Genomic DNA, 18,433 nt, shown 5'->3' with positions numbered 1-18,433 from the left:
CTATCCGGATTGGACGGTCAGAGCAAATATTTCCTCTCTGATTTCTCCACAAAAGGAAACCGCATCTTCCGGTTTCACAAACAAAGAGCAAACCGTTTCCATTTCCTGAGGGAAATGAAATTCAGTCTGCTCTGGATGATGCTCTCGATTACGACAAATCAATCAGCATAAATTCGGAGTCGCTTTCCGCGCGGATCGACAACTCTTTTTGCTGGGTAATGCGAGCGGTATCGCCTTCTTCCAGCTTATGTTCGCCATCCAACATCAAAGCGCCTTTGATGACAAACACATACATGCCGCGCATATCGCCCTGTTGGTGGGATACGGATTTGCCCTGTTCCAATGACGACATATATAGGGTTATATCCTGATGGATGGACAATGTCTTGCCTTGCGGCGTCCCCGATATGACCGGCAGCAGCACATTGCGCTGCTCCTCTTTCGTAAATCTAATCTGCTCCCACGAGGGTTCGAGATCCTTATGTTTCGGCAAAAACCACAGCTGCAGCAAATGCACGGGTTCTGTTTGCGAATGATTGTATTCCGAATGGAAGATCCCCGTACCGGCGGTCATCCGCTGCACTTCGCCGGCTTCGATAAGCCCCGTATTGCCCAAACTGTCCTTATGCTCCAAAGTGCCCTCGATCACATAAGTTACAATTTCCATATCCGCATGTGGGTGCATACCGAATCCGGTACCCGGCTGAATTGTGTCGTCATTAAAAACGCGCAAGGCGCCGAAATTGCGGTTGGACGGGTCATAATACTCGGCGAAAGAAAAACTGAACCGGCTTTGCAGCCAGTCATGATTCGCCGCGCCGCGTTCATTGGATCGAATCATTCGGATCATAAGGATCTTCCCCTTTGCAACAATTATTTTGTACTTAACCCGCTCATAATATAAGTGTACGAAGCCAGATTAGAACAGCACGTATGCTCCCGGACCGATCAGTGCAACGCCCAGTGCCACAGCGATCAGCATGACATTGTATTCGGCGCCGCCTTTCGTAATCCAATAGCCGTTTGCGCCATGAACTTTTACGATCGCGATAAGCATCGTCACAATAATAGCAGCAGCGCCAAGCCAAGTAAAGACACCTGCGGCAAACAGCAGCCCCCCGACCAGCTCGCTTAAGCCCGCAAGTACGGCAAGCGCATATCCCGGTTTCATGCCAATCGAATCAAACCAGCCTGCCGTGCCTTTAAGCCCCGGTCCGCCGAACCAGCCAAACAGCTTTTGTGCGCCATGCCCCGCAAACGTAATACCGACAATAAGACGAATAATTAACAACCCTAAACTCAAACCCATAACCGAACAACTCCCTTAAAATTAAAATTATTTACTTACTTTATGTAAGTATATTACGTTATGTTCATTTATGTGTCAATAGGTTTTTTTGCAGAAAAAACAACGCCCTCCCTTTTATATAAAAGAGAAGGCGTCCTATTTGCAGTTTATTTTAAATTTTACTTATTACCGCTCTCGTTGTCGTCTTTGCGAAGCTTGTCGGTCTCGTTCAGCAGCATCCTCACCTGTTCGGGATCCAACTCGCCTCCTTGCTTAAAGCGCATCAGCAGTTCGCTGAGCTGTTGTCCCAGTTCAAGGCTGGATTGCTCATCATTCGGGTTGCCCGGATCGAACCATACAAAATCTCCGTCAGGGCCATTGCGCAAAAAAGGTTTTGCCCAGCTGTCCGGATAATCATATGGCTGGCCGCTGAACATAATCCCCAGCACGTCGTCGCTTTCCAGCGGCTGCAGCTGATGGAAAATTTCTTCCGCTCCCCCTTGAGCGATATCCTTATGCAGATACGAATAATGCAGGTAATGCTCGCCTGTTTCCCGGTCTTTGGCGATCTCGTACATCTCCATGCCGTCGTCCGACAGGTCTTTGACGGTTTCCAGCCTTTCCTGCAGCAAAGCCGAAGGCACCCGTTTCATTTGTTGAAATGATCCGCTCATACGTTTTCCTCCTTCTTTCTGCGGAATACGGCCAGCTGCGGCAGCGCTTGGTCCGATTTTAACGAGCGCCGCGGCAGTCTCCATTTGAAGTAAACCGAAAGCATTCGAAGCAGCACGATCCACGCGAACAGCACTAACAGAGGCATATACCCTTGGAACCAGCCCAGACCGATGGCCAGGCCGGCCAGCATGCCCCATACGGCATAAATTTCATCGCGCAGCACAAGCGGTTTACGGCCGGCCAGCACGTCGCGAATGATGCCGCCGCCGATGCCCGTCATTACGGCCGCCACGATGACCGCACTCAGCGGATGATGCATATTGACGGCGTACAGAGCCCCTTGAATGGAAAAGGCCGCCAAACCAATCGCATCAAATAACGCTTCCCACGATTTCCACCGGTTAATCCAGCTGACAGGCAGAAAAAACACAAGGGCTGTGGAAATAAGCGCTGTTTTCAGAAACAGCCCTTGCTCCCACAGCGTTGTCACAGGCACACCGATCAATAAATTACGAATGACGCCGCCGCCAAACGCAGTAACAAGTCCCAGCACGAATACGCCAAGGATGTCGTATTCCTCTTCCATAGCGACAACCGCGCCGCTGACCGCAAATGCCACAGTGCCAATAATACTGAATAATTGCAAATTAAGCTCCAGCAGTTCCATGACCTAGATATCCCACTCCAGCGTAACGGCCGCTCCGGTGCGGGACGATTCGTAAATTGCCTCAAGGATCAGGCTGTTCGTATAACCCGACAAGGCCGAAGTGAGCGGTTCTTTGCCTTCTCTTACACATTCGATAAAATGACGCGCCATCCGCACTCGCGAGCCTTCGTCGTTCTCCGGCACAGCCAGCTGCACTTCGTGTTTCTGGTCGTCGACCTCGCTGAACAACATCCCCTTCGCATCACGCAGCGAAGCGCCGCCTTCCGAGCCCATCAAATATACGAAAGGTTTACCGTCCATATATTCCGCATGAGCCGCCCAGCTTACATCCAAAGACAACGTGCTGCCGTTGTCGCATTTAATTAAGGCTGTTGACAAATCCTCCACATCGTAAAAACCTTCCCAGTTCGGGGTGCCCCATGTGCCGATTCCGCGTTTTTTCGGTCCAAACTCGGCAAATGTTGTGCCGAACACGGTAAGCGGCTTCGGATTGCCCATCAAATGCAAGGACAAATCGATCATATGCACGCCGAGATCAATCAGAGGCCCGCCTCCCGATTGGTCCATCCGGGTAAACCAGGTTCCCCAGCCGGGAATGCCTTTGCGCCGCATCCAGCCGGTCTTGGCATTGTAAATATGTCCAAGCGCGCCTTTGTCGACCTGTTCTTTCACTTGTAAGGATGACCATTCCCAGCGTTGTTGATGCGCCATCATCAGCGTCAAATTCGTCTGGCGGTGCGTTAGCAAAATCTTCTTAGCTTCCGCGGCGTTCAGCGCCATCGGTTTCTCCAGCAGCACATGTTTTCCCGCCTGCAATGCGGCAACCGCGATCGTTGCATGATATTTGTTAGGCACAGCAACAATGACTGCGTCGACATCCGGGTCTTCCAGCAGCTTTTCGTAGGACGGATGGACAACGGGGATGCCGTGTTCCCGCGCCCGCTGCTCGGCAAGCGGCTGATAGACGTCCGTAATTGCCGTAATCGCGGCTTCGGGTATATGCGCCAGCGTTTGAATATGCACGCCTGCAATGTTGCCGGCTCCGATGATGCCAAACCGGATCTGCTCATTATTGACCATGTAGAAATTCAGCCTCCGCTAGTAGGTGATATGTTAATTTGGAACTACCTAATAAAAACAACGATTTCAATATATCACAAGAAACGTTGGCATCGCTATGCGCAAATATGCCCTATCCCTATGCAAATTGGCGGCCTATAGAATGCCCAGCGCTTTGGCTTTTTGCGCCGCTTCCTTGCTGCTTTTGCTCTCCAGCTTGCGCAGGATGTTGCCGACATGCACCTTCACCGTGCGGATCGACACGAAAAATTGCTCGGCGATTTGCGGTTGGGTGAGCCCTTTTTCAATCAAATCCAGCACCTGCAGCTCGGTCGGAGTGAGCAAATTGCGCATCTCCTTGACCCGCACCTCTTGCTCCAACGCTTTCAGTCTGCGGAATTCCCGGCGCATTTTCTCGGCTACGCTGGGGTGTATGGCACTGCGGTTGCGATAAGCCCCTCTGACGGCCTCGGGAATCTCTTCAAAGTTCGATTTGACGATATAATCCACCGCTCCCGCCTGAAATGCCTGAAAGATCAGCTCTTGATCCTCCATCGAAGATAACATGATCACCTTCGCATCGGTGCATTGAGCGATCTCCGCTGTCGCCCACAAGCCTTCCGGGCTGCCCGCCATCATCATATCCATCAGCACGACGTCCGCAGCGATACGCTCCATCAGCTCTACGGCTTGCCCGCCGTTTTCCGCCGTGCCGGCAATGTGCAGATCCTCCTGCGCGGACAAATAAGCGGTTAGCCCGCGCAGCCAATCCGCATCGTCCTCCACAATTACGACCCGTATGTAGTCCATCCGCTCCCGCCTTTACTTTTTCATCATTTTAACGCGTGATGCCGTTTGGAAAAACTAATATAAACCGTTGTGCCTTTTCCCGGCTTACTGTCGATATTCATCCTGCCTTTATGTTTTTGAATCACATGATAACAATAGGACAATCCCAGACCGAAGTTTAATTTCTTCCCCGCCTTGGTCGTATAAAAAGGGTCAAAAACACGCTTCAGCTGCTTTTTATCCATACCCGCCCCGGTATCCTGCACCTCGGCCACGATCGTCCGTTTCGTCTCGAACAATTTCACGTGCAGCTTTCCCCCGCCGGGCATCGCTTCCGCCGCGTTGGTGAACAAATTCGTGAACACCTCGGTCAGCTGCGCGCTATCGCACACAAACGGCTTCTCGTAACGCAAGTCTGCGGCAACTTCAACTTGCCCTGCGGAAAATTCAGGTTCCAGCGCGGATAACGTATCGCGGATAATCGCATCCAACCGGTGTTCTTCCAGCTGCAGATCCACCTCTTGCGTTTGTCCTTGAATCCGCGACATCATTTCATAAATATGCTGTGTCGCCGACATAATCACTTCAATATCCGCTTCTGCCGAAACATTGCCTGACGCCCGCGCATCCATTTTCAGCTTTTGGCTGAACAGCTTGATTTTGCCTACGTCATTTTTGATCGCGTGGTTCAAAATCGCCGTCCCGGACGTAATCGCCCGCAGCGTATAATCGCGTTTCTGGTTTTGAATCGAAATTTGCAATCCCATAAATCCATACCGGAGACTTGATACCAAAATGACGGCAAGCGTAAAAATAATTACCCAAAGGTTGTAACGCCAAAAATCATAAACGCCGTAATACGCCGGTAAAATATACATCGTAAACATCGCGAACATCAGCGTTGGCGCAGCGGCAATCATCGTCAGCATCCGGTTGAGCCGCAAATACGTGTTGCGCTCGCGAAAAGCGGCAACCGCCAGCAGCGCAACGCCAAGCAAAATATAAGGCGTCGTCCATAACATAACGTAGCTGTATGGAATCGGCGCCGTATCCTTCGGCTGAAAAGCAAATGAAACCGCAATCGGCGCAAGCAGCGCATAAGGGGCGGCAGTCAGAAGCTTGCGTGGTATTGGCTGCGGATAATAAACCAAAGTAAACATCAGAAACGTATAAGGCAAGCCATAATAACAAACCTTCGAAAGCGCAATCTCGATAAGCTGCCATATGTGCAGCGTTTGTTCTGTGTACCCTGCATGGGCCGCCAAGTAAGGAATGATGCTGTCGCCGAGCACGGCCGACAATCCTCCCGACCCACCGGTAAAAGCAATGCTGCTGATCCAGCGTGTCGTGGACCGTTTCGGATCCGTTAGGATGAGCAGCAGGCCGACCGTCCATAGGCCGATCCATACGAAAAGCATGCCGATTCACTTCTCCCCTTCGTAACAATGCAGACTATGTATTATTAGACTCGTCAAGGTCCATTTCCTGCCCGGACGCCAGCAATTCCATAAACTTTTGCGCGACCCGGGGCAGAGGCGCGTTCTTGACCGCAGCGATTCCGATATGCCGCGGCGGAACCGTTTCTTGAGTCCGCAGACGCACAATGCGGCCGGATTGCAGCTCGGACTCCGCGGCAAGCTCCGGCACAAAAGCGATGCCAAAACCAAGTCTGGCGAATTCGACGCACAAATCGACGCTGCCCAGTTCCATCGCAGGATGCAAGGTGGTGCCGTGAGCGGCGGCCAGATTCGCCAAAAAAGCGCTCATCCTGCTTTCCGCCGAAAGCAGGATGAGCGGCAGCTCCAGCAAGTCGCGCAGCGGCATTTCCATCGCGGTCAAGCTGCTGAAATCTCCCCCGGCGATAAAGCAGTCCTGGATTTGGCGCAGCGGGCTTACCGACAATTTGTCGTCTTCAAGCGGCAAATGTACGATCCCTACATCAATCGCTCCCTCGTGCAGCTTGCGGGCGAGGTCCGGCGTTCTGCCGTGAACAAGCCGCAGCTGAATGTGCGGGAATTGGCGGTGGAATGCCTCCAAATAAGGCAGCAAAAAGTAACGGACAAGCGAGCCGCTGACCCCCAGCTTTAATTCGCCGGTATCCAGCCGTTTAAGCTCGGCGATTTTCTGCTCGGCTGCCTGCAACGTTTCGTATGCGTCACGTACATAAGCAAACAGCATTTCCCCTTCGCCGGTCAGCGTAACGCCCTTCGAGCTGCGGTGCAGGAGCTGCAGCTCCAGCTTCTGCTCCAGCTGCTTGATCGCGTAGCTGATGCTGGGTTGGGTCAAAAACAACTCGTGCGCGGCACCGGATATGCTCCCCGAACGGGCGACGTAATAAAAAATGCGATATAAATCCATACTTTGCATCGGCTTGAAATATAGCCCCTATCTATGGTGAATATCGAAACTATTTATTTCATTTATACTACTTGCCGCCTATATAATCAAACTAATCTTAAATAAGGTGTGATGAGCAATGAGAATGTTAACCGCAGGAGAATCGCATGGCCCGCAGCTGACTGCGATTATTGAAGGAATGCCCAGCAATGTGCTTCTGACCGCAGAGGATATCGACGCGGAACTTATCCGCAGACAGTCCGGATACGGCAGAGGTCGGCGCATGCAAATCGAGACGGACCGGGTACGGCTGGCCGCAGGTGTCCGCCATGGACGGACGACCGGCGCTCCCATCGCGCTTGTCGTAGAAAACAAGGACTGGACCCATTGGCAAGGCGTGATGGGTGCGGAACCGGTGAACGCGGAGGAAGCCGCCAAGCGTACGGTAACACGTCCGCGTCCCGGCCATGCCGACCTGAACGGGGGGTTGAAATACAATCAGTCGGATTTGCGCAATATTTTGGAGCGCTCCAGCGCCCGGGAAACGGCAATCCGTGTCGCTTGCGGCGCTGTGGCCAAACGGCTTCTCGCTCACTTCGGCATCCGGCTGGCCAGCCAGGTGCTGCGGATCGGCGAGATCACAGCGGTTCGCTCCGAACTGCCGGCGGAGCAGTTAATGCAGGTCACCGAGCGCTCCCCGCTGCGGGTGGCAGACCCGAACAGCGAGGAATATATGATGCGCCATATCGACGAAATCAAAGCCTCCGGCGATTCCGTCGGAGGCTTGATCGAAGTCGCCGTTGACGGCTGTCCCGCGGGACTCGGCAGTCATGTCCAATGGGACCGCAAGTTGGACGCAAGGATCGCGCATGCCGTCATGTCCATTCAGGCGTTTAAAGGCGTAGAGTTCGGCATCGGCTTCGAAGCGGCGTCAAGGCGCGGTTCGCAGGTGCACGATGAAATCGTGTACAGCGCGGACAACGGCTTCCGCCGGGCCAGCAACCGCGCCGGGGGCTTCGAAGGAGGCATGACGACCGGCGAGCCGATTGTCGCGCGTGCGGTCATGAAGCCGATTCCTACGCTGTACAAACCGCTGCACAGCGTCGATATCGCCACCAAGGAGCGCTTCACCGCGCAAATCGAGCGCTCCGACAGCTGTGCCGTGCCCGCTGCCGCCGTCGTGATGGAAAGCGTCGTCGCCTGGGAAGTGGCCTGCGCTTTTCTTGACAAGTTCGGCGGCGACTCCTTGGAGGAAATCAGCCGTAATTACGCGGGATACACCGAGCAAATTCGCCGCTATTAAGTCGTCTCGCCGCCATTGCTCCTATAGCGAGTATTCCTGCTCCAACAACCGCAGCTCTTCCAGACAACGCTGGGAAAAGCGGTTGTTTTGGGCTTGCAGTTGCTCGATATCCGCCTGCAGCGCCTGTCGCAGCGATTGCTTATATTCCGGCACTTCTCCCGAATACGGTTCAATGGTGTGCAGGGGCATTAAGGCGATTTCCTGAAAGCTGAGCGCCCGGCGCTGATGGAAAAACGGCACATCGGCATCCATCGGATGATGAAGATCGCCTTGCGTCGGGTGCTTGATCACCGCCAGTATCCGAACGGCTGCTTTATGCACGGACGGCGCTTCGGCGATTTCGCCGATATACCCGCCGGTTTTGTACGATGCCGTTACGAGGTCTCCGATCTGGTACGTTGCGTTCATATGTATACACTCCCTTAAAGTCGACTTTTTGAACTGCCTCTTATCGTTTATTGCCGAATGATGCGGCTTCCAGCCAAGCATATAATGCGTCGACGGACTGAACCCGGTATAACCTCCCGCCGGGCTCCCCGTTTACGATTTGTAATAGACAAGGCACGCTGGCAATTTGCCACTCGCGGCATAATTGCGGACTGAAATTGACATTACACTTCCATATTTCGCGCGGCGGCTCCATCTGCAATATAATGTCCAGCATGCGCTCCGTCAGCTTGCATGTGCCGCAAAACGGCGTATAGAAGAAAACCGTCCTGCTCTCTCCGCTCTCCAAGGCTTGCAGCAACTCGCGTTCCGTGCATTCGATCAGCTTGCGCATCACACGAACCCCTTCTTGAAAAAAATCAGCCCCGCTGTCCGATGTAGCCGTCCAGTGTCTGTAAAGTCAAAGCGACGTGATCGATCATACTGGGAATATCCTCCATCTGACCTTCATCCAGCTTTCTTCCGAAATGCATCGAAGCCAGCAGCATAAAGTCAGGCTGCTCCGTATCGGGGCTGTAACTCACCGTCATTTTCAGCAGCGGGCGCTCCCCCCAAATTTCACGGATTTGCGTTTTGACCGCCTCCGCGGCCGCCAGCGGCTCATCGACGGGAATTTGAAACGTAATATAACAGTGGCAGCCCGGCTGCTTACCTTCCTGCTCCAGTATTTCCGCGGCAAGATCGGCAAGTCCCGCATCCAGCGATACCGAAGCGACAGCGATCCCATCAGGTTTCACCTTGCAATCGAGCTGAAAAAAACGCGACATGGTCGACAGCTCTACCCGGTCGGAGCGGCCTATAATCTCGAGCTGCCCGGCCAAATCGAGGTCGTATAAAGCCCCCTCCAGCACTACTTTTAAATTATCGTAAACCGTCGGATCAAACAATTCATCAGCCTCCTTTTACCGGACCCGCAAAAAATCAAACTTCGCATTGCTTGAAAGGCCGCGAACTTGTACAATAGGCATGTACATAACCACAAGTACCAACAATTTAAGGAAGGTGTCCGTTGATGTCCAACGAAACAAACGAACCCGCCGGCTCCGCCGAAGAGCCCCGCAAAATCAGCTTGGCTGAAGCGATGAAGCAAAAGCTGGCGCAAAAAAAACAAGACCAGGCTAACGATAAAGCGGATGGCAAACAAAGAGGCGGCAACAGCGCCGTAATGAAAAGCCAGAACAATAAAAAACCGAACAATCAACGCCGCAGAACCGGAGGCAGCTGACCGTCAGATTTTTTCTTGCCGGGCATGCAGCTCGAATATGCAAAACAAGGATGAGCCCCGCTTTACAGGCTCATCCTTTGTTTTTTTAATATCAGAAAGATATATTTGAACCGCAGGTTCACCTTTCTGATATTGCAAGAAAAGCTTCCGCTAAGGCACGAATGTCCTTCATCGGAAAGGCTGCGATCAGAAGCTTTTCTTATCGGACAAGGCAAGTCATGTGTCAACTTAAACGTACAGCTTTTCGCGCTGCTTCTGTATGTCATCGTTCTCCAAATACTCGTCATAAGTGATCACTTTATCGATGATGCCGTTCGGCGTAATTTCCATAATCCGATTGGCCACCGTTTGGATGAACTGATGGTCATGGGATACAAACAGCATCGTGCCGTCAAAATCGATCATGCCGTTGTTCAGCGCCGTAATCGATTCAAGATCCAAGTGGTTCGTCGGCTCGTCAAGCAGCAGCACGTTCGCTCCGCTCATCATCATTTTGGACAACATGCAGCGGACTTTCTCTCCCCCGGACAACACGCTTGCTTTCTTCAGCGCCTCTTCCCCCGAGAACAGCATCCGGCCCAAGAAACCGCGAAGATACGATTCGTCCTGATCCTTCGAGTATTGGCGCAGCCAATCCACAAGATTCATATCGGTGTTGAAATAATCCGAGTTGTCCTTCGGAAAATAAGCTTGCGTTGTCGTGATGCCCCAACTGAATTCGCCTGCGTCGGCTTCCACTTCACCCATCAGGACGCGGAACAGCGTAGTTTTGGCGTTGCCGTTCGGACCGACCAGCGCGATTTTGTCGCCTTTATTGATAATAAAGCTCAGGTCCTTGAATACCACTTCGCCATCGATGGTTTTGCTCAGCCCGTTCACAGTAAGCAGCTGTTTGCCCGCTTCGCGTTCCGGCGTAAACTTAATAAACGGATATTTCCGCGTCGACGGTTTAATATCTTCAAGCGTAAGCTTCTCCAACGTCTTCTTACGGGAAGTCGCCTGCTTGGACTTGGATGCGTTGGCGCTGAATCGCTGAATAAACGCCTCCAATTCCTTGCGTTTTTCTTCCGTTTTCTTATTTTGCTCTCTAACGAGCTTCAGCGCCAGTTGGCTGGACTCGTACCAGAAGTCGTAGTTGCCGACATACATTTGGATTTTGCCGAAGTCGATATCCGCAATGTGCGTACAAACCTGGTTCAGGAAGTGACGGTCATGGGATACGACGATGACGGTGCCTTCGAATCTGCTGAGGAAATGGATCAGCCAATTGATCGATTCGATGTCCAAATGGTTCGTAGGTTCGTCAAGCAGCAGATTGTTCGGTGTGCCGAACAGCGCTTGCGCAAGCAATACGCGAACTTTCTCATTGCCGCTCAGCTCTTTCATTTTTACATCGTGCAGGGAGGTTGGAATGCCAAGACCAATCAGCAGCTCCGCCGCGTCCGACTCCGCTTGCCAGCCGTCCAGCTCCTGGAATTCGCCTTCCAGTTCCGCCGCGCGCATGCCGTCGTCTTCGGAGAAGTCCGGCTTCGCATACAACGCGTCTTTTTCCTGCATAATCGAAAACAGCTTCTGGTGGCCCATTACAACCGTTTTCAGCACTTCCACTTCATCGTATTCAAAATGGTTCTGCTTCAGCACCGCCAGGCGCTCACCCGGCGTAATGCTTACTTCGCCTTTGTTAGGCTCCAGCTCGCCGGACATAATTTTCAGAAACGTCGACTTCCCGGCTCCGTTCGCTCCGATCAAGCCGTAGCAGTTGCCCGGCGTAAATTTAATATTAACGTCTTCAAACAAAGCCCGCTTGCCATATCGTAAGGATACATTAGTAACGGTAATCATAACAAAAACGACCTACTTTCTGGATTTTTCCCATACCGATCAACATTATAGCATAAATCTAGGAAAAATGCCCATGGGCTGCGAAAACCGCATCTCCGGGGGCACTCCCTTAGCGGTTGCGCTCGATTTCCTCCACCAGCTCGGACAGCTCCGCCCAGCGGTCCATTGCCTGCTCCAGCTGCTCCGTCAGCGACTGCTCTTCAGCGTACAGCTGCTGCACCTTGCCGACATCGCTGCCCGCCTGCCCGATATCCATTTTCACCTGCTCGAGACGCTGCTCCAGGTCGGCGATTTTTCCTTCGATCTCATCCCAATCTTTCTGATCTTTAAAAGAAAGCTTGCGCAGCGGCCGCGCGTTTTTGCCGGCACTGCCTTCCGCCGCTTGGCCGGGTGCTTGCGCTGCTCCGGCTCCGGCAGCCGCTACATTCGACTTTGCGGCGGCTTGCCGCTTGCGTTCGCTTTCTTCCTCCGCTTGCTCCAGCTGCCGCTGCTCCAAATATTCGCTGTAGCTGCCCTCGAAGCGCCGCAATGCCCCCTGCTCAAAAGCAAACAGCCGCTCCGCCGTTTTATCGAGAAAATAACGGTCATGGGATACGGTGATCACCGCGCCGGGGAACGATTCGAGGTAGTCCTCCAAGATGGTCAGCGTCTGAATATCGAGATCGTTTGTCGGTTCGTCGAGCAGCAGCACATTGGGGCCGCCCATCAGCGTCCGCAGCAAGTACAATCTGCGGCGTTCGCCGCCCGACAGCTTGGCTATAGGCGTCCACTGCTGATTCGGAGGGAACAGGAAACGCTCCAGCATTTGCGCCGCCGTAATGGATTCTCCGTTTGCCGTCCGCACGACCTCGGCTGCTTCTTTGATATATTCGATCACCCGCAGCGATTCGTTCATCTCGGCGCTTTCTTGGGTGTAATAGGCGATTTTGACCGTTGTCCCCGTCTCGATCGTACCTTCGTCAGGCGTTATTCGGCCTGCGATCATATTCAGCAGCGTCGACTTGCCGCTGCCGTTCGGTCCGATGATGCCCAGTCTGTCGTCCGGCATGACGATATAACTGAGATCCCGCACCAAAGGACGATCTTCGAACGTTTTCGAGACATGCTCCAGTTCAATGACCTTCTTGCCCAGCCGGCTTGCGCCCAAGGCGATATCCAGCTTATCCGCAGGACCGTCGACCTTGCGCTCCATCAGTTCATTCGCCCGGTCGATGCGCGCCTTTTGCTTGGTTGTCCGCGCTTTGGCGCCACGGCGCAGCCAGGCCAGCTCGCGCCGCAGCAAATTTTGCCGTTTATCCTCCATCGCGGCTTCGCGTTCCATGCGGTCGGCCTTTTTCTCCAAATATGCTGCATAATTGCCTTCATAGCTGTACAGCTTGCCATGGTCCAGCTCTATGATCCGGTTGGTCACCCGATCGAGAAAATAGCGGTCATGCGTCACCAGCAGCAGCGCGCCTTTCCACTTGGACAAAAATTGCTCCAGCCATTCGACCGTTTCGTTGTCGATATGGTTTGTCGGTTCGTCCAAAATGAGCAGGTCCGCAGGCTGGATCAGCACCCGCGCCATCGCCACCCGTTTGCGCTGTCCGCCGGACAGCAGGTAGACCGGCTTGTCGAAGTCGCGGATGCCGAGCTGGGTCAGCACCGTTTTGGCCGTTGTGCTCGCTTCCCATGCATCGGTTGTATCCATCATCTGCTGGGCCTTGAACAGCGCGTTCTGCTTTCGCTCATCGTGCGGATCCGCTTCTAGCGCCTGCAGCGCCGCTTCGTATTCGCGAAGAGTCTTCATGAGCGGACTATCTCCGTAAAACACCTGATCCATTACGGTAGAGAGCGGATCAAACTCGGGATTTTGCGGCAAATATTCGACCCGGAAATGGTTGGCATGCAGCAGCTTGCCGGAATCGGCCGTTTCGATTCCCGCCAATATTTGCAGCAGCGTCGATTTGCCGGTGCCATTGACACCGATTAAACCGATCCGCTCCTTTTCGTTGACGCCAAACGTGATGTCGTCGAACAGCACCTTTTCGCCGTAGCTTTTATGTATTTGTTCTGCGGATAATATTTGCATCGTATGCCGTACCGACCTTTCTCTTGCTTCTCGATTTGGTTTAAGGCTCCATGATATACGCCGCTAGCAGCGCGGCGGTATGCTCAATGGCCTGCACATGCGTGCGTTCCATGCCATGCGAGGAATGAACGCCCGGTCCGACCAGCGCGGCGCGGATATTTTGCCCGCCTCGCAGCGCCGCTGAAGCATCGGAGCCGTACTGAGGATAGATGTCGACGGCGTAGCTGAGCCCTTCTCGTTTGGCCAGTTCAATGAGCTTTGAGGTCATTCCATAGTCATAGGGGCCTGACGAATCCTTGGCGCATATCGATACGTCGAATTCGGTGCAGCTTAGATCGTCGCCGATCGCCCCCATGTCAACGGCAATCAGCTCGGTCATATCGTCCGGCAAATAAGCCGCCCCGTGACCGACCTCCTCGTATGTGGTGATGACAAACTTCAGCGTATGCTGCGGAACCAGACGTTCGCGCGCGATCAGCTCCAGCAGTCCGAATAACGCGGCGACACTCGCTTTATCGTCGAGATGGCGCGATTTGACGAATCCATTCGCTTTGATTTGCGCCCGCGGGTCAAAAGAAACAAAGTCGCCCACGCCAATGCCAAGCCGCTCCACTTCCGCTTTTGACGTTACCGGCTCATCGAGGCGAATTTCCATCACGGCTTCTTCCCGCTTCAGCTCTCTAGCATCCGTGAACACGTGCACCGACGGCTTCGTCGTTAGGATGGTGCCGTCGTAGACACGCCCATCCCGCGTATGTATCTGGCAGTATTCATTTTCTATAGCGCCCATCATATAACCGCCCACAGGGGTAAACCGCAGCTTGCCGGTTTCCTTGATAGAGCGGACCATGGCGCCTAATGTATCGACGTGAGCCGACAATCCTATCACGCGGTCCTGGTTCAGTCCTGGGACGGTAATGATCCCGTTGCCTTTGTTGGTGTATGTCATGACGAAGCCGAGTTTTCCCGCTTCCGCCTCCACTTTGCTCATAATGTGATGACAATACCCGCTCGGACTTGGCGTTAACAGCAGGGTTTCAAGCAGCTCCAACATATACCTTCGATTGAAACTGTAGTTCAACTTAAACCCACTCCTTGTTTGATTTTTACCGAAAAATGGGGTAGTCTACGAAATGGACTACACTCAAGAAACAGGAGGAACCTGTATGACAGAAGCTTTACCACCCAAAACATGCTCCATTGATCGTCTGGTTACCAAAGAAGACGACATTGCCAAGGTGCTGGCCGGCAGCAAAACCGCTACCCGCCGCAACGGGCGTTACGCCGACCCCGGCGAAATTATGGAGTTAAGCGGCAAACAATTCGAGGTCACCCGCGTATACCGGCAATCCCTCGGCGAACTTAGCGACGAACACGTGCAAAGTGAAGGTTTTGCCGATTTGGAAGCGTACAAAAACTACATCTTATCGATGCATGCCGGAATGCCTTGGCTGCCGCAAATGCAAGTATGGGTACACGAATTTAAAGCGATTTGACCGTGTGCCGGCAGGAACAACGCAGCCACAGCTTCATTCAGCATGGAAATGCGCTGCACATATGATTCTAGGCAACAAAAAGAGTAAACAGTGTAGACCCGGCGCGTCCGGAGCCTACACTGTTTATTGTAACACGGCGAGGAGTGAAAAAGCCGCATGTATGTGACATTGGTATATTTGCATATCGTCAGCACTGTCGTGGCGATCGGACCTTTTTTCCTGCTGATCCCGCTGCTCGGCAAAATCCGCAAGGCCGCCGACGCGGAGCTGCAGGTACACCTGGACTCGTTCCGCTTTGCAGTTCAATTGTCCAAACACTCCGGACATGTGCTGATCGCAACCGGACTGCTGCTGATGTGGCTCGGCAGTTGGCCTTGGACAACATCATGGATCCTTGCCACCTGGATCGTTTTGGCAACGTCGCTTTATTTTTTTGCCCGCGCGTTCTCCCCGACCATCCGCAAGCTGCGCAGCAGCGAACTTGCGGTGACCGACCGTGAACCATTGGTGCGGAAGCTGGCACGGTCATTGTACTTATATTTACTTTTATTGTTTTTGATGATGTGGTTTATGGTGGCAAAACCTGCTTTCGGGTAGGTTTTGCTCATTCAAACGTTACGACGGAACGAACCTGCGTTCCTCTTTCCATAAAACTACGAGCGCACCTTGCTTGCCGCAGCCCATTCTTCCACGTTCCACACCTTGGTAACCCAATCCTCGTAAAAATCCGGTTCATGGCACACAAGCACGATAGTGCCTTTGTACTCCTGCAGCGCACGTTTCAGCTCTTCTTTGGCGACAACGTCCAAATGGTTCGTAGGTTCGTCGAACGCAATCCAGTTGCTTTCCCGCATCAGCAGCTTGCACAGACGCACTTTGGCCTGCTCGCCGCCGCTCAGCATGCTCATTTGGCGTGTGATGTGCTCGTTCTTCAAACCGCAGCGGGCAAGAGCGCCGCGCACTTCATTCTGGTTCATCGTCGAGAACTCGTTCCATACATCGTCAATGGGCGTTATATTCGGAGCTTTGGCTTCCTGCTCAAAATACGCCGGGTACAGAAAATCGCCGCGGTACGTTTTGCCGCCGAAAGGCTCGATTTTGCCAAGCATCGTTTTCAGCAGCGTCGATTTGCCGACGCCGTTGCAACCGACAATGGCGATTTTTTCGCCACGTTCGATCTTAATATCCATTTTAGGCAAAAGCACCGAATTGTAGCCAATTTCGAGATTTTCGCCTTCGAACACCAGCTTGCCGCTTGCTCTGGATTCCTTGAATATAAACGTCGGCTTCGGCGCCGTTTCCGGACGGTCGATCCGCTCGACCCGATCCAGCTGCTTCAGGCGGCTCTTCGCGCGGCCGGAGGTCGAAGCTCTGGCCTTATTGCGCTGAATGAAGTCTTCCGTTTTCTTGATATATTCCTGCTGCTTCTCGTAAGCGTCGATGTGCTGCTGTTTATTGATATCGGCCATCATCAGGAATTTCTCGTAGTTGGCCGTATATCGGTTCAGCTTGCTGAACTCCAGATGGTAAACGACATTAACCACCTTGTTCATAAATTCCGTATCATGGGAAATCAGCATAAACGCATACGGATATTCCTGCAAATAGGTGGTCAGCCATGCGATATGCTCAACGTCAAGGTAGTTGGTCGGCTCGTCGAGCAGCAGCACGGTCGGCTTCTCCAGCAGCAACTTGGCAAGCAGCACTTTGGTTCTTTGGCCGCCGCTAAGCGATGCGACGTCACGGTCCAGACCGATGGCGTCAATGCCAAGACCGTTCGCCATCTCCTCCACTTTCACATCGAGCATGTAAAAACCGCTGTTTTCCAGCTGATCCTGGATTTCGCCCATCTGCTCCAGCAGCAACTCCAATTCGTCCGGGTCCGCTTCGCCCATCTTATCGGTAATTTGCATCATTTCCTTCTCCAGCTCAAACAGCGGAAGGAACGCATCCCGCAGGATATCGCGGATCGTTTTACCCGGCGTCAGCACCGAGTGCTGGTCAAGATAGCCGTAACGGATCCGGGGCGTCCATTCCACCTTGCCCGAATCCTTAAGCAGCTTGCCGGTCAAAATATTCATCAATGTCGATTTGCCAACCCCGTTGGCTCCGACCAAACCGACATGTTCGCCTGCAAGCAGGCGGAACGAAACATTTTTAAAGAGAACACGGTCTCCGAATGTGTGACTTACTTCTTCTACAGTTAATAAACTCATGAAACCCCAAGTCTCCTGCCATTCATGATAATATACAAAATGCGACAGTATATTATATCATCCTGCAGCGGAAGTGGGAAATAGGCTAATTATTTTATATTTATTTGCGCCACTTGCGGACCCATTCGTTTAAGTCGCTGGCCATCTTTTTGCCCGTTTCCGGCAGCTTCTCCCGGTAGAAGCTGTTTAGCTGCCTGACAAGCCGCTCTTTTTCCGTGCTGTATACCGTCATCGGCCTGAGCAGCATTACCGTCAAGTTGTCGTTGGCCCCCCGGCTGAGCGCCTGATTGACAAGCTCGCTGCAAATGTCCGGCAGATCAAGCTGTCCGCGTCCGACGATCAATAACAGCCGGTCAAGCTCATCTTCGCGAAAACGGGTATACAACCCGTCGCTACACAACATAAACAACGAATAAGGATCGTAATAACCTTTCTTCCGGAAAACCGACAGCTGCGGATTAATGCCAAGACAATGCAGCAGCACGCTGCGGTTAGGGTGTTTAACCGCTTGCAGCGGAGACAGCTTTTTAAGCCTTACCTGTTCCGCCACCCAGGTCTGGTCTTCGGTCAACTGCTGGATCCGGCCGGTTTGCTTGCGGTAGTAAATCCGGCAATCGCCGGTATGATGCAGCAAATATACTTCCTTGTATAAAATCAATATGGATAACGTCGTACCCAGCTTGCTTTCGTTATTTACGCCTGTCTGCACGAGATGCTCGTTAATGCGATGAAAGAGCAGCCCCAGGATGTGATCAAGCTCATCCAGCGGGTTTTCTTTGGCAAAAACGATCGGCAGCACATGATCCATCCATTCCTTGGTCATCGTCAGTGCCAATTCGCTCGCTTCGGCGCCTGAGCCGTAGCCCCCCATACCGTCGGCAATGATCGCCACGGCGTAAGGATCCCCTTGCTCCGATGTGCCGATGCGCAGCAGCGACCGGTCTTCATTATCAGCCTGATACCAGCCTGAATGTGTAAAAGTGCCGTACTGCCAATTGACGGCAACCGTCTTTTTCAT

The 18,433-nt window shown here is 52.9% G+C and carries 20 protein-coding genes; 4 read left to right on the top strand and 16 right to left on the bottom strand.

Annotation, left to right across the window (positions count from 1 at the left end; genetic code table 11):
* Window positions 1-148: 148 nt before the first annotated feature.
* From EYB31_RS07580 to EYB31_RS07545, 8 genes are all read right to left on the bottom strand, one after another.
* Entirely contained in the window at window positions 149-850 is a 702-nt protein-coding gene (locus EYB31_RS07580; protein WP_131012683.1) for a pirin family protein, read from the bottom strand.
* A 69-nt stretch (window positions 851-919) separates the two neighbouring features.
* Window positions 920-1,309 carry a DoxX family protein gene (locus tag EYB31_RS07575; RefSeq protein ID WP_131012682.1) on the bottom strand — a complete coding sequence of 130 codons (390 nt, stop codon included), beginning with the start codon at window positions 1,307-1,309 and terminating at the stop codon, window positions 920-922.
* Window positions 1,310-1,467: 158 nt separating this feature from the next.
* Window positions 1,468-1,962 carry a hypothetical protein gene (locus EYB31_RS07570; RefSeq protein WP_131012681.1) on the bottom strand — a complete coding sequence of 165 codons (495 nt, stop codon included), beginning with the start codon at window positions 1,960-1,962 and terminating at the stop codon, window positions 1,468-1,470.
* A complete protein-coding gene (locus EYB31_RS07565) occupies window positions 1,959-2,630 on the bottom strand; it encodes a trimeric intracellular cation channel family protein (RefSeq protein WP_131012680.1) in 672 nt (223 codons plus the stop codon). The genes EYB31_RS07570 and EYB31_RS07565 overlap by 4 nt, the downstream gene beginning before the upstream one ends.
* Before the next feature lie 3 nt (window positions 2,631-2,633).
* Window positions 2,634-3,710 (bottom strand): Gfo/Idh/MocA family protein, encoded by a 1,077-nt coding sequence (locus tag EYB31_RS07560; protein ID WP_131012679.1) that lies wholly within the window; start codon window positions 3,708-3,710, stop codon window positions 2,634-2,636.
* 135 nt (window positions 3,711-3,845) lie between these two features.
* The gene (locus tag EYB31_RS07555) at window positions 3,846-4,499 is read right to left on the bottom strand and encodes a response regulator transcription factor (protein WP_131012678.1); all 654 of its coding nucleotides are present in this window, start codon (window positions 4,497-4,499) and stop codon (window positions 3,846-3,848) included.
* A gap of 23 nt (window positions 4,500-4,522) precedes the next feature.
* Entirely contained in the window at window positions 4,523-5,896 is a 1,374-nt protein-coding gene (locus tag EYB31_RS07550) for a sensor histidine kinase (RefSeq protein WP_131012677.1), read from the bottom strand.
* 34 nt (window positions 5,897-5,930) lie between these two features.
* The gene (locus tag EYB31_RS07545) at window positions 5,931-6,836 is read right to left on the bottom strand and encodes a LysR family transcriptional regulator (protein WP_165452287.1); all 906 of its coding nucleotides are present in this window, start codon (window positions 6,834-6,836) and stop codon (window positions 5,931-5,933) included.
* 118 nt (window positions 6,837-6,954) lie between these two features.
* Between EYB31_RS07545 and aroC the strand changes: the two genes are divergently transcribed.
* Window positions 6,955-8,118, top strand: a complete 1,164-nt coding sequence (aroC, locus tag EYB31_RS07540; RefSeq protein ID WP_131012675.1) for a chorismate synthase — start codon at window positions 6,955-6,957, stop codon at window positions 8,116-8,118.
* Window positions 8,119-8,139: 21 nt separating this feature from the next.
* Here the strand turns inward: aroC and kapB are convergent, their stop codons facing one another.
* Genes kapB through EYB31_RS07525 form a run of 3 tightly spaced genes read right to left on the bottom strand, consistent with a single transcriptional unit; the run spans window position 8,140 to window position 9,452 of the window.
* Window positions 8,140-8,526 (bottom strand): kinase-associated lipoprotein KapB, encoded by a 387-nt coding sequence (gene kapB, locus EYB31_RS07535; protein ID WP_131012674.1) that lies wholly within the window; start codon window positions 8,524-8,526, stop codon window positions 8,140-8,142.
* Between the two features lie 40 nt (window positions 8,527-8,566).
* On the bottom strand, window positions 8,567-8,899 hold the full coding sequence (locus EYB31_RS07530; protein WP_131012673.1) for a thioredoxin family protein: 333 nt from the start codon (window positions 8,897-8,899) through the stop codon (window positions 8,567-8,569).
* A gap of 25 nt (window positions 8,900-8,924) precedes the next feature.
* Window positions 8,925-9,452 (bottom strand): C2 domain-containing protein, encoded by a 528-nt coding sequence (locus EYB31_RS07525; RefSeq protein ID WP_131012672.1) that lies wholly within the window; start codon window positions 9,450-9,452, stop codon window positions 8,925-8,927.
* A gap of 125 nt (window positions 9,453-9,577) precedes the next feature.
* On the opposite strand from EYB31_RS07525, the gene EYB31_RS07520 reads away from it, so the two are divergent.
* Window positions 9,578-9,790, top strand: coding sequence for a hypothetical protein (locus EYB31_RS07520; protein WP_131012671.1), 213 nt, complete (start codon window positions 9,578-9,580; stop codon window positions 9,788-9,790).
* 228 nt (window positions 9,791-10,018) lie between these two features.
* Here the strand turns inward: EYB31_RS07520 and EYB31_RS07515 are convergent, their stop codons facing one another.
* From EYB31_RS07515 to EYB31_RS07505, 3 genes are all read right to left on the bottom strand, one after another.
* On the bottom strand, window positions 10,019-11,632 hold the full coding sequence (locus tag EYB31_RS07515; RefSeq protein ID WP_131012670.1) for an ABC-F family ATP-binding cassette domain-containing protein: 1,614 nt from the start codon (window positions 11,630-11,632) through the stop codon (window positions 10,019-10,021).
* 109 nt (window positions 11,633-11,741) lie between these two features.
* A complete protein-coding gene (locus EYB31_RS07510; protein WP_131012669.1) occupies window positions 11,742-13,703 on the bottom strand; it encodes an ABC-F family ATP-binding cassette domain-containing protein in 1,962 nt (653 codons plus the stop codon).
* 40 nt (window positions 13,704-13,743) lie between these two features.
* Window positions 13,744-14,757, bottom strand: a complete 1,014-nt coding sequence (locus EYB31_RS07505; protein ID WP_131012904.1) for a M42 family metallopeptidase — start codon at window positions 14,755-14,757, stop codon at window positions 13,744-13,746.
* Between the two features lie 112 nt (window positions 14,758-14,869).
* Here EYB31_RS07505 and EYB31_RS07500 point away from each other — a divergent pair, with 112 nt between their 5' ends.
* Together EYB31_RS07500 and EYB31_RS07495 are read left to right on the top strand one after the other, a co-directional pair.
* Complete coding sequence (locus EYB31_RS07500) at window positions 14,870-15,199, top strand: ASCH domain-containing protein (RefSeq protein WP_131012668.1); 330 nt, start codon at window positions 14,870-14,872, stop codon at window positions 15,197-15,199.
* 156 nt (window positions 15,200-15,355) lie between these two features.
* The gene (locus tag EYB31_RS07495; RefSeq protein ID WP_131012667.1) at window positions 15,356-15,796 is read left to right on the top strand and encodes a DUF2269 family protein; all 441 of its coding nucleotides are present in this window, start codon (window positions 15,356-15,358) and stop codon (window positions 15,794-15,796) included.
* 56 nt (window positions 15,797-15,852) lie between these two features.
* Here the strand turns inward: EYB31_RS07495 and EYB31_RS07490 are convergent, their stop codons facing one another.
* On the bottom strand, window positions 15,853-17,415 hold the full coding sequence (locus EYB31_RS07490) for an ABC-F family ATP-binding cassette domain-containing protein (protein WP_131012666.1): 1,563 nt from the start codon (window positions 17,413-17,415) through the stop codon (window positions 15,853-15,855).
* 100 nt (window positions 17,416-17,515) lie between these two features.
* Window positions 17,516-18,433 (bottom strand): PP2C family protein-serine/threonine phosphatase, encoded by a 918-nt coding sequence (locus tag EYB31_RS07485; RefSeq protein ID WP_131012665.1) that lies wholly within the window; start codon window positions 18,431-18,433, stop codon window positions 17,516-17,518.

Origin of the sequence: Paenibacillus thalictri (genome assembly GCF_004307995.1) — a bacterium.
Taxonomy (GTDB): Bacteria; Bacillota; Bacilli; order Paenibacillales; family NBRC-103111; genus Paenibacillus_AF; species Paenibacillus_AF thalictri.
This window is presented reverse-complemented; position numbering and strand designations above follow the sequence as displayed.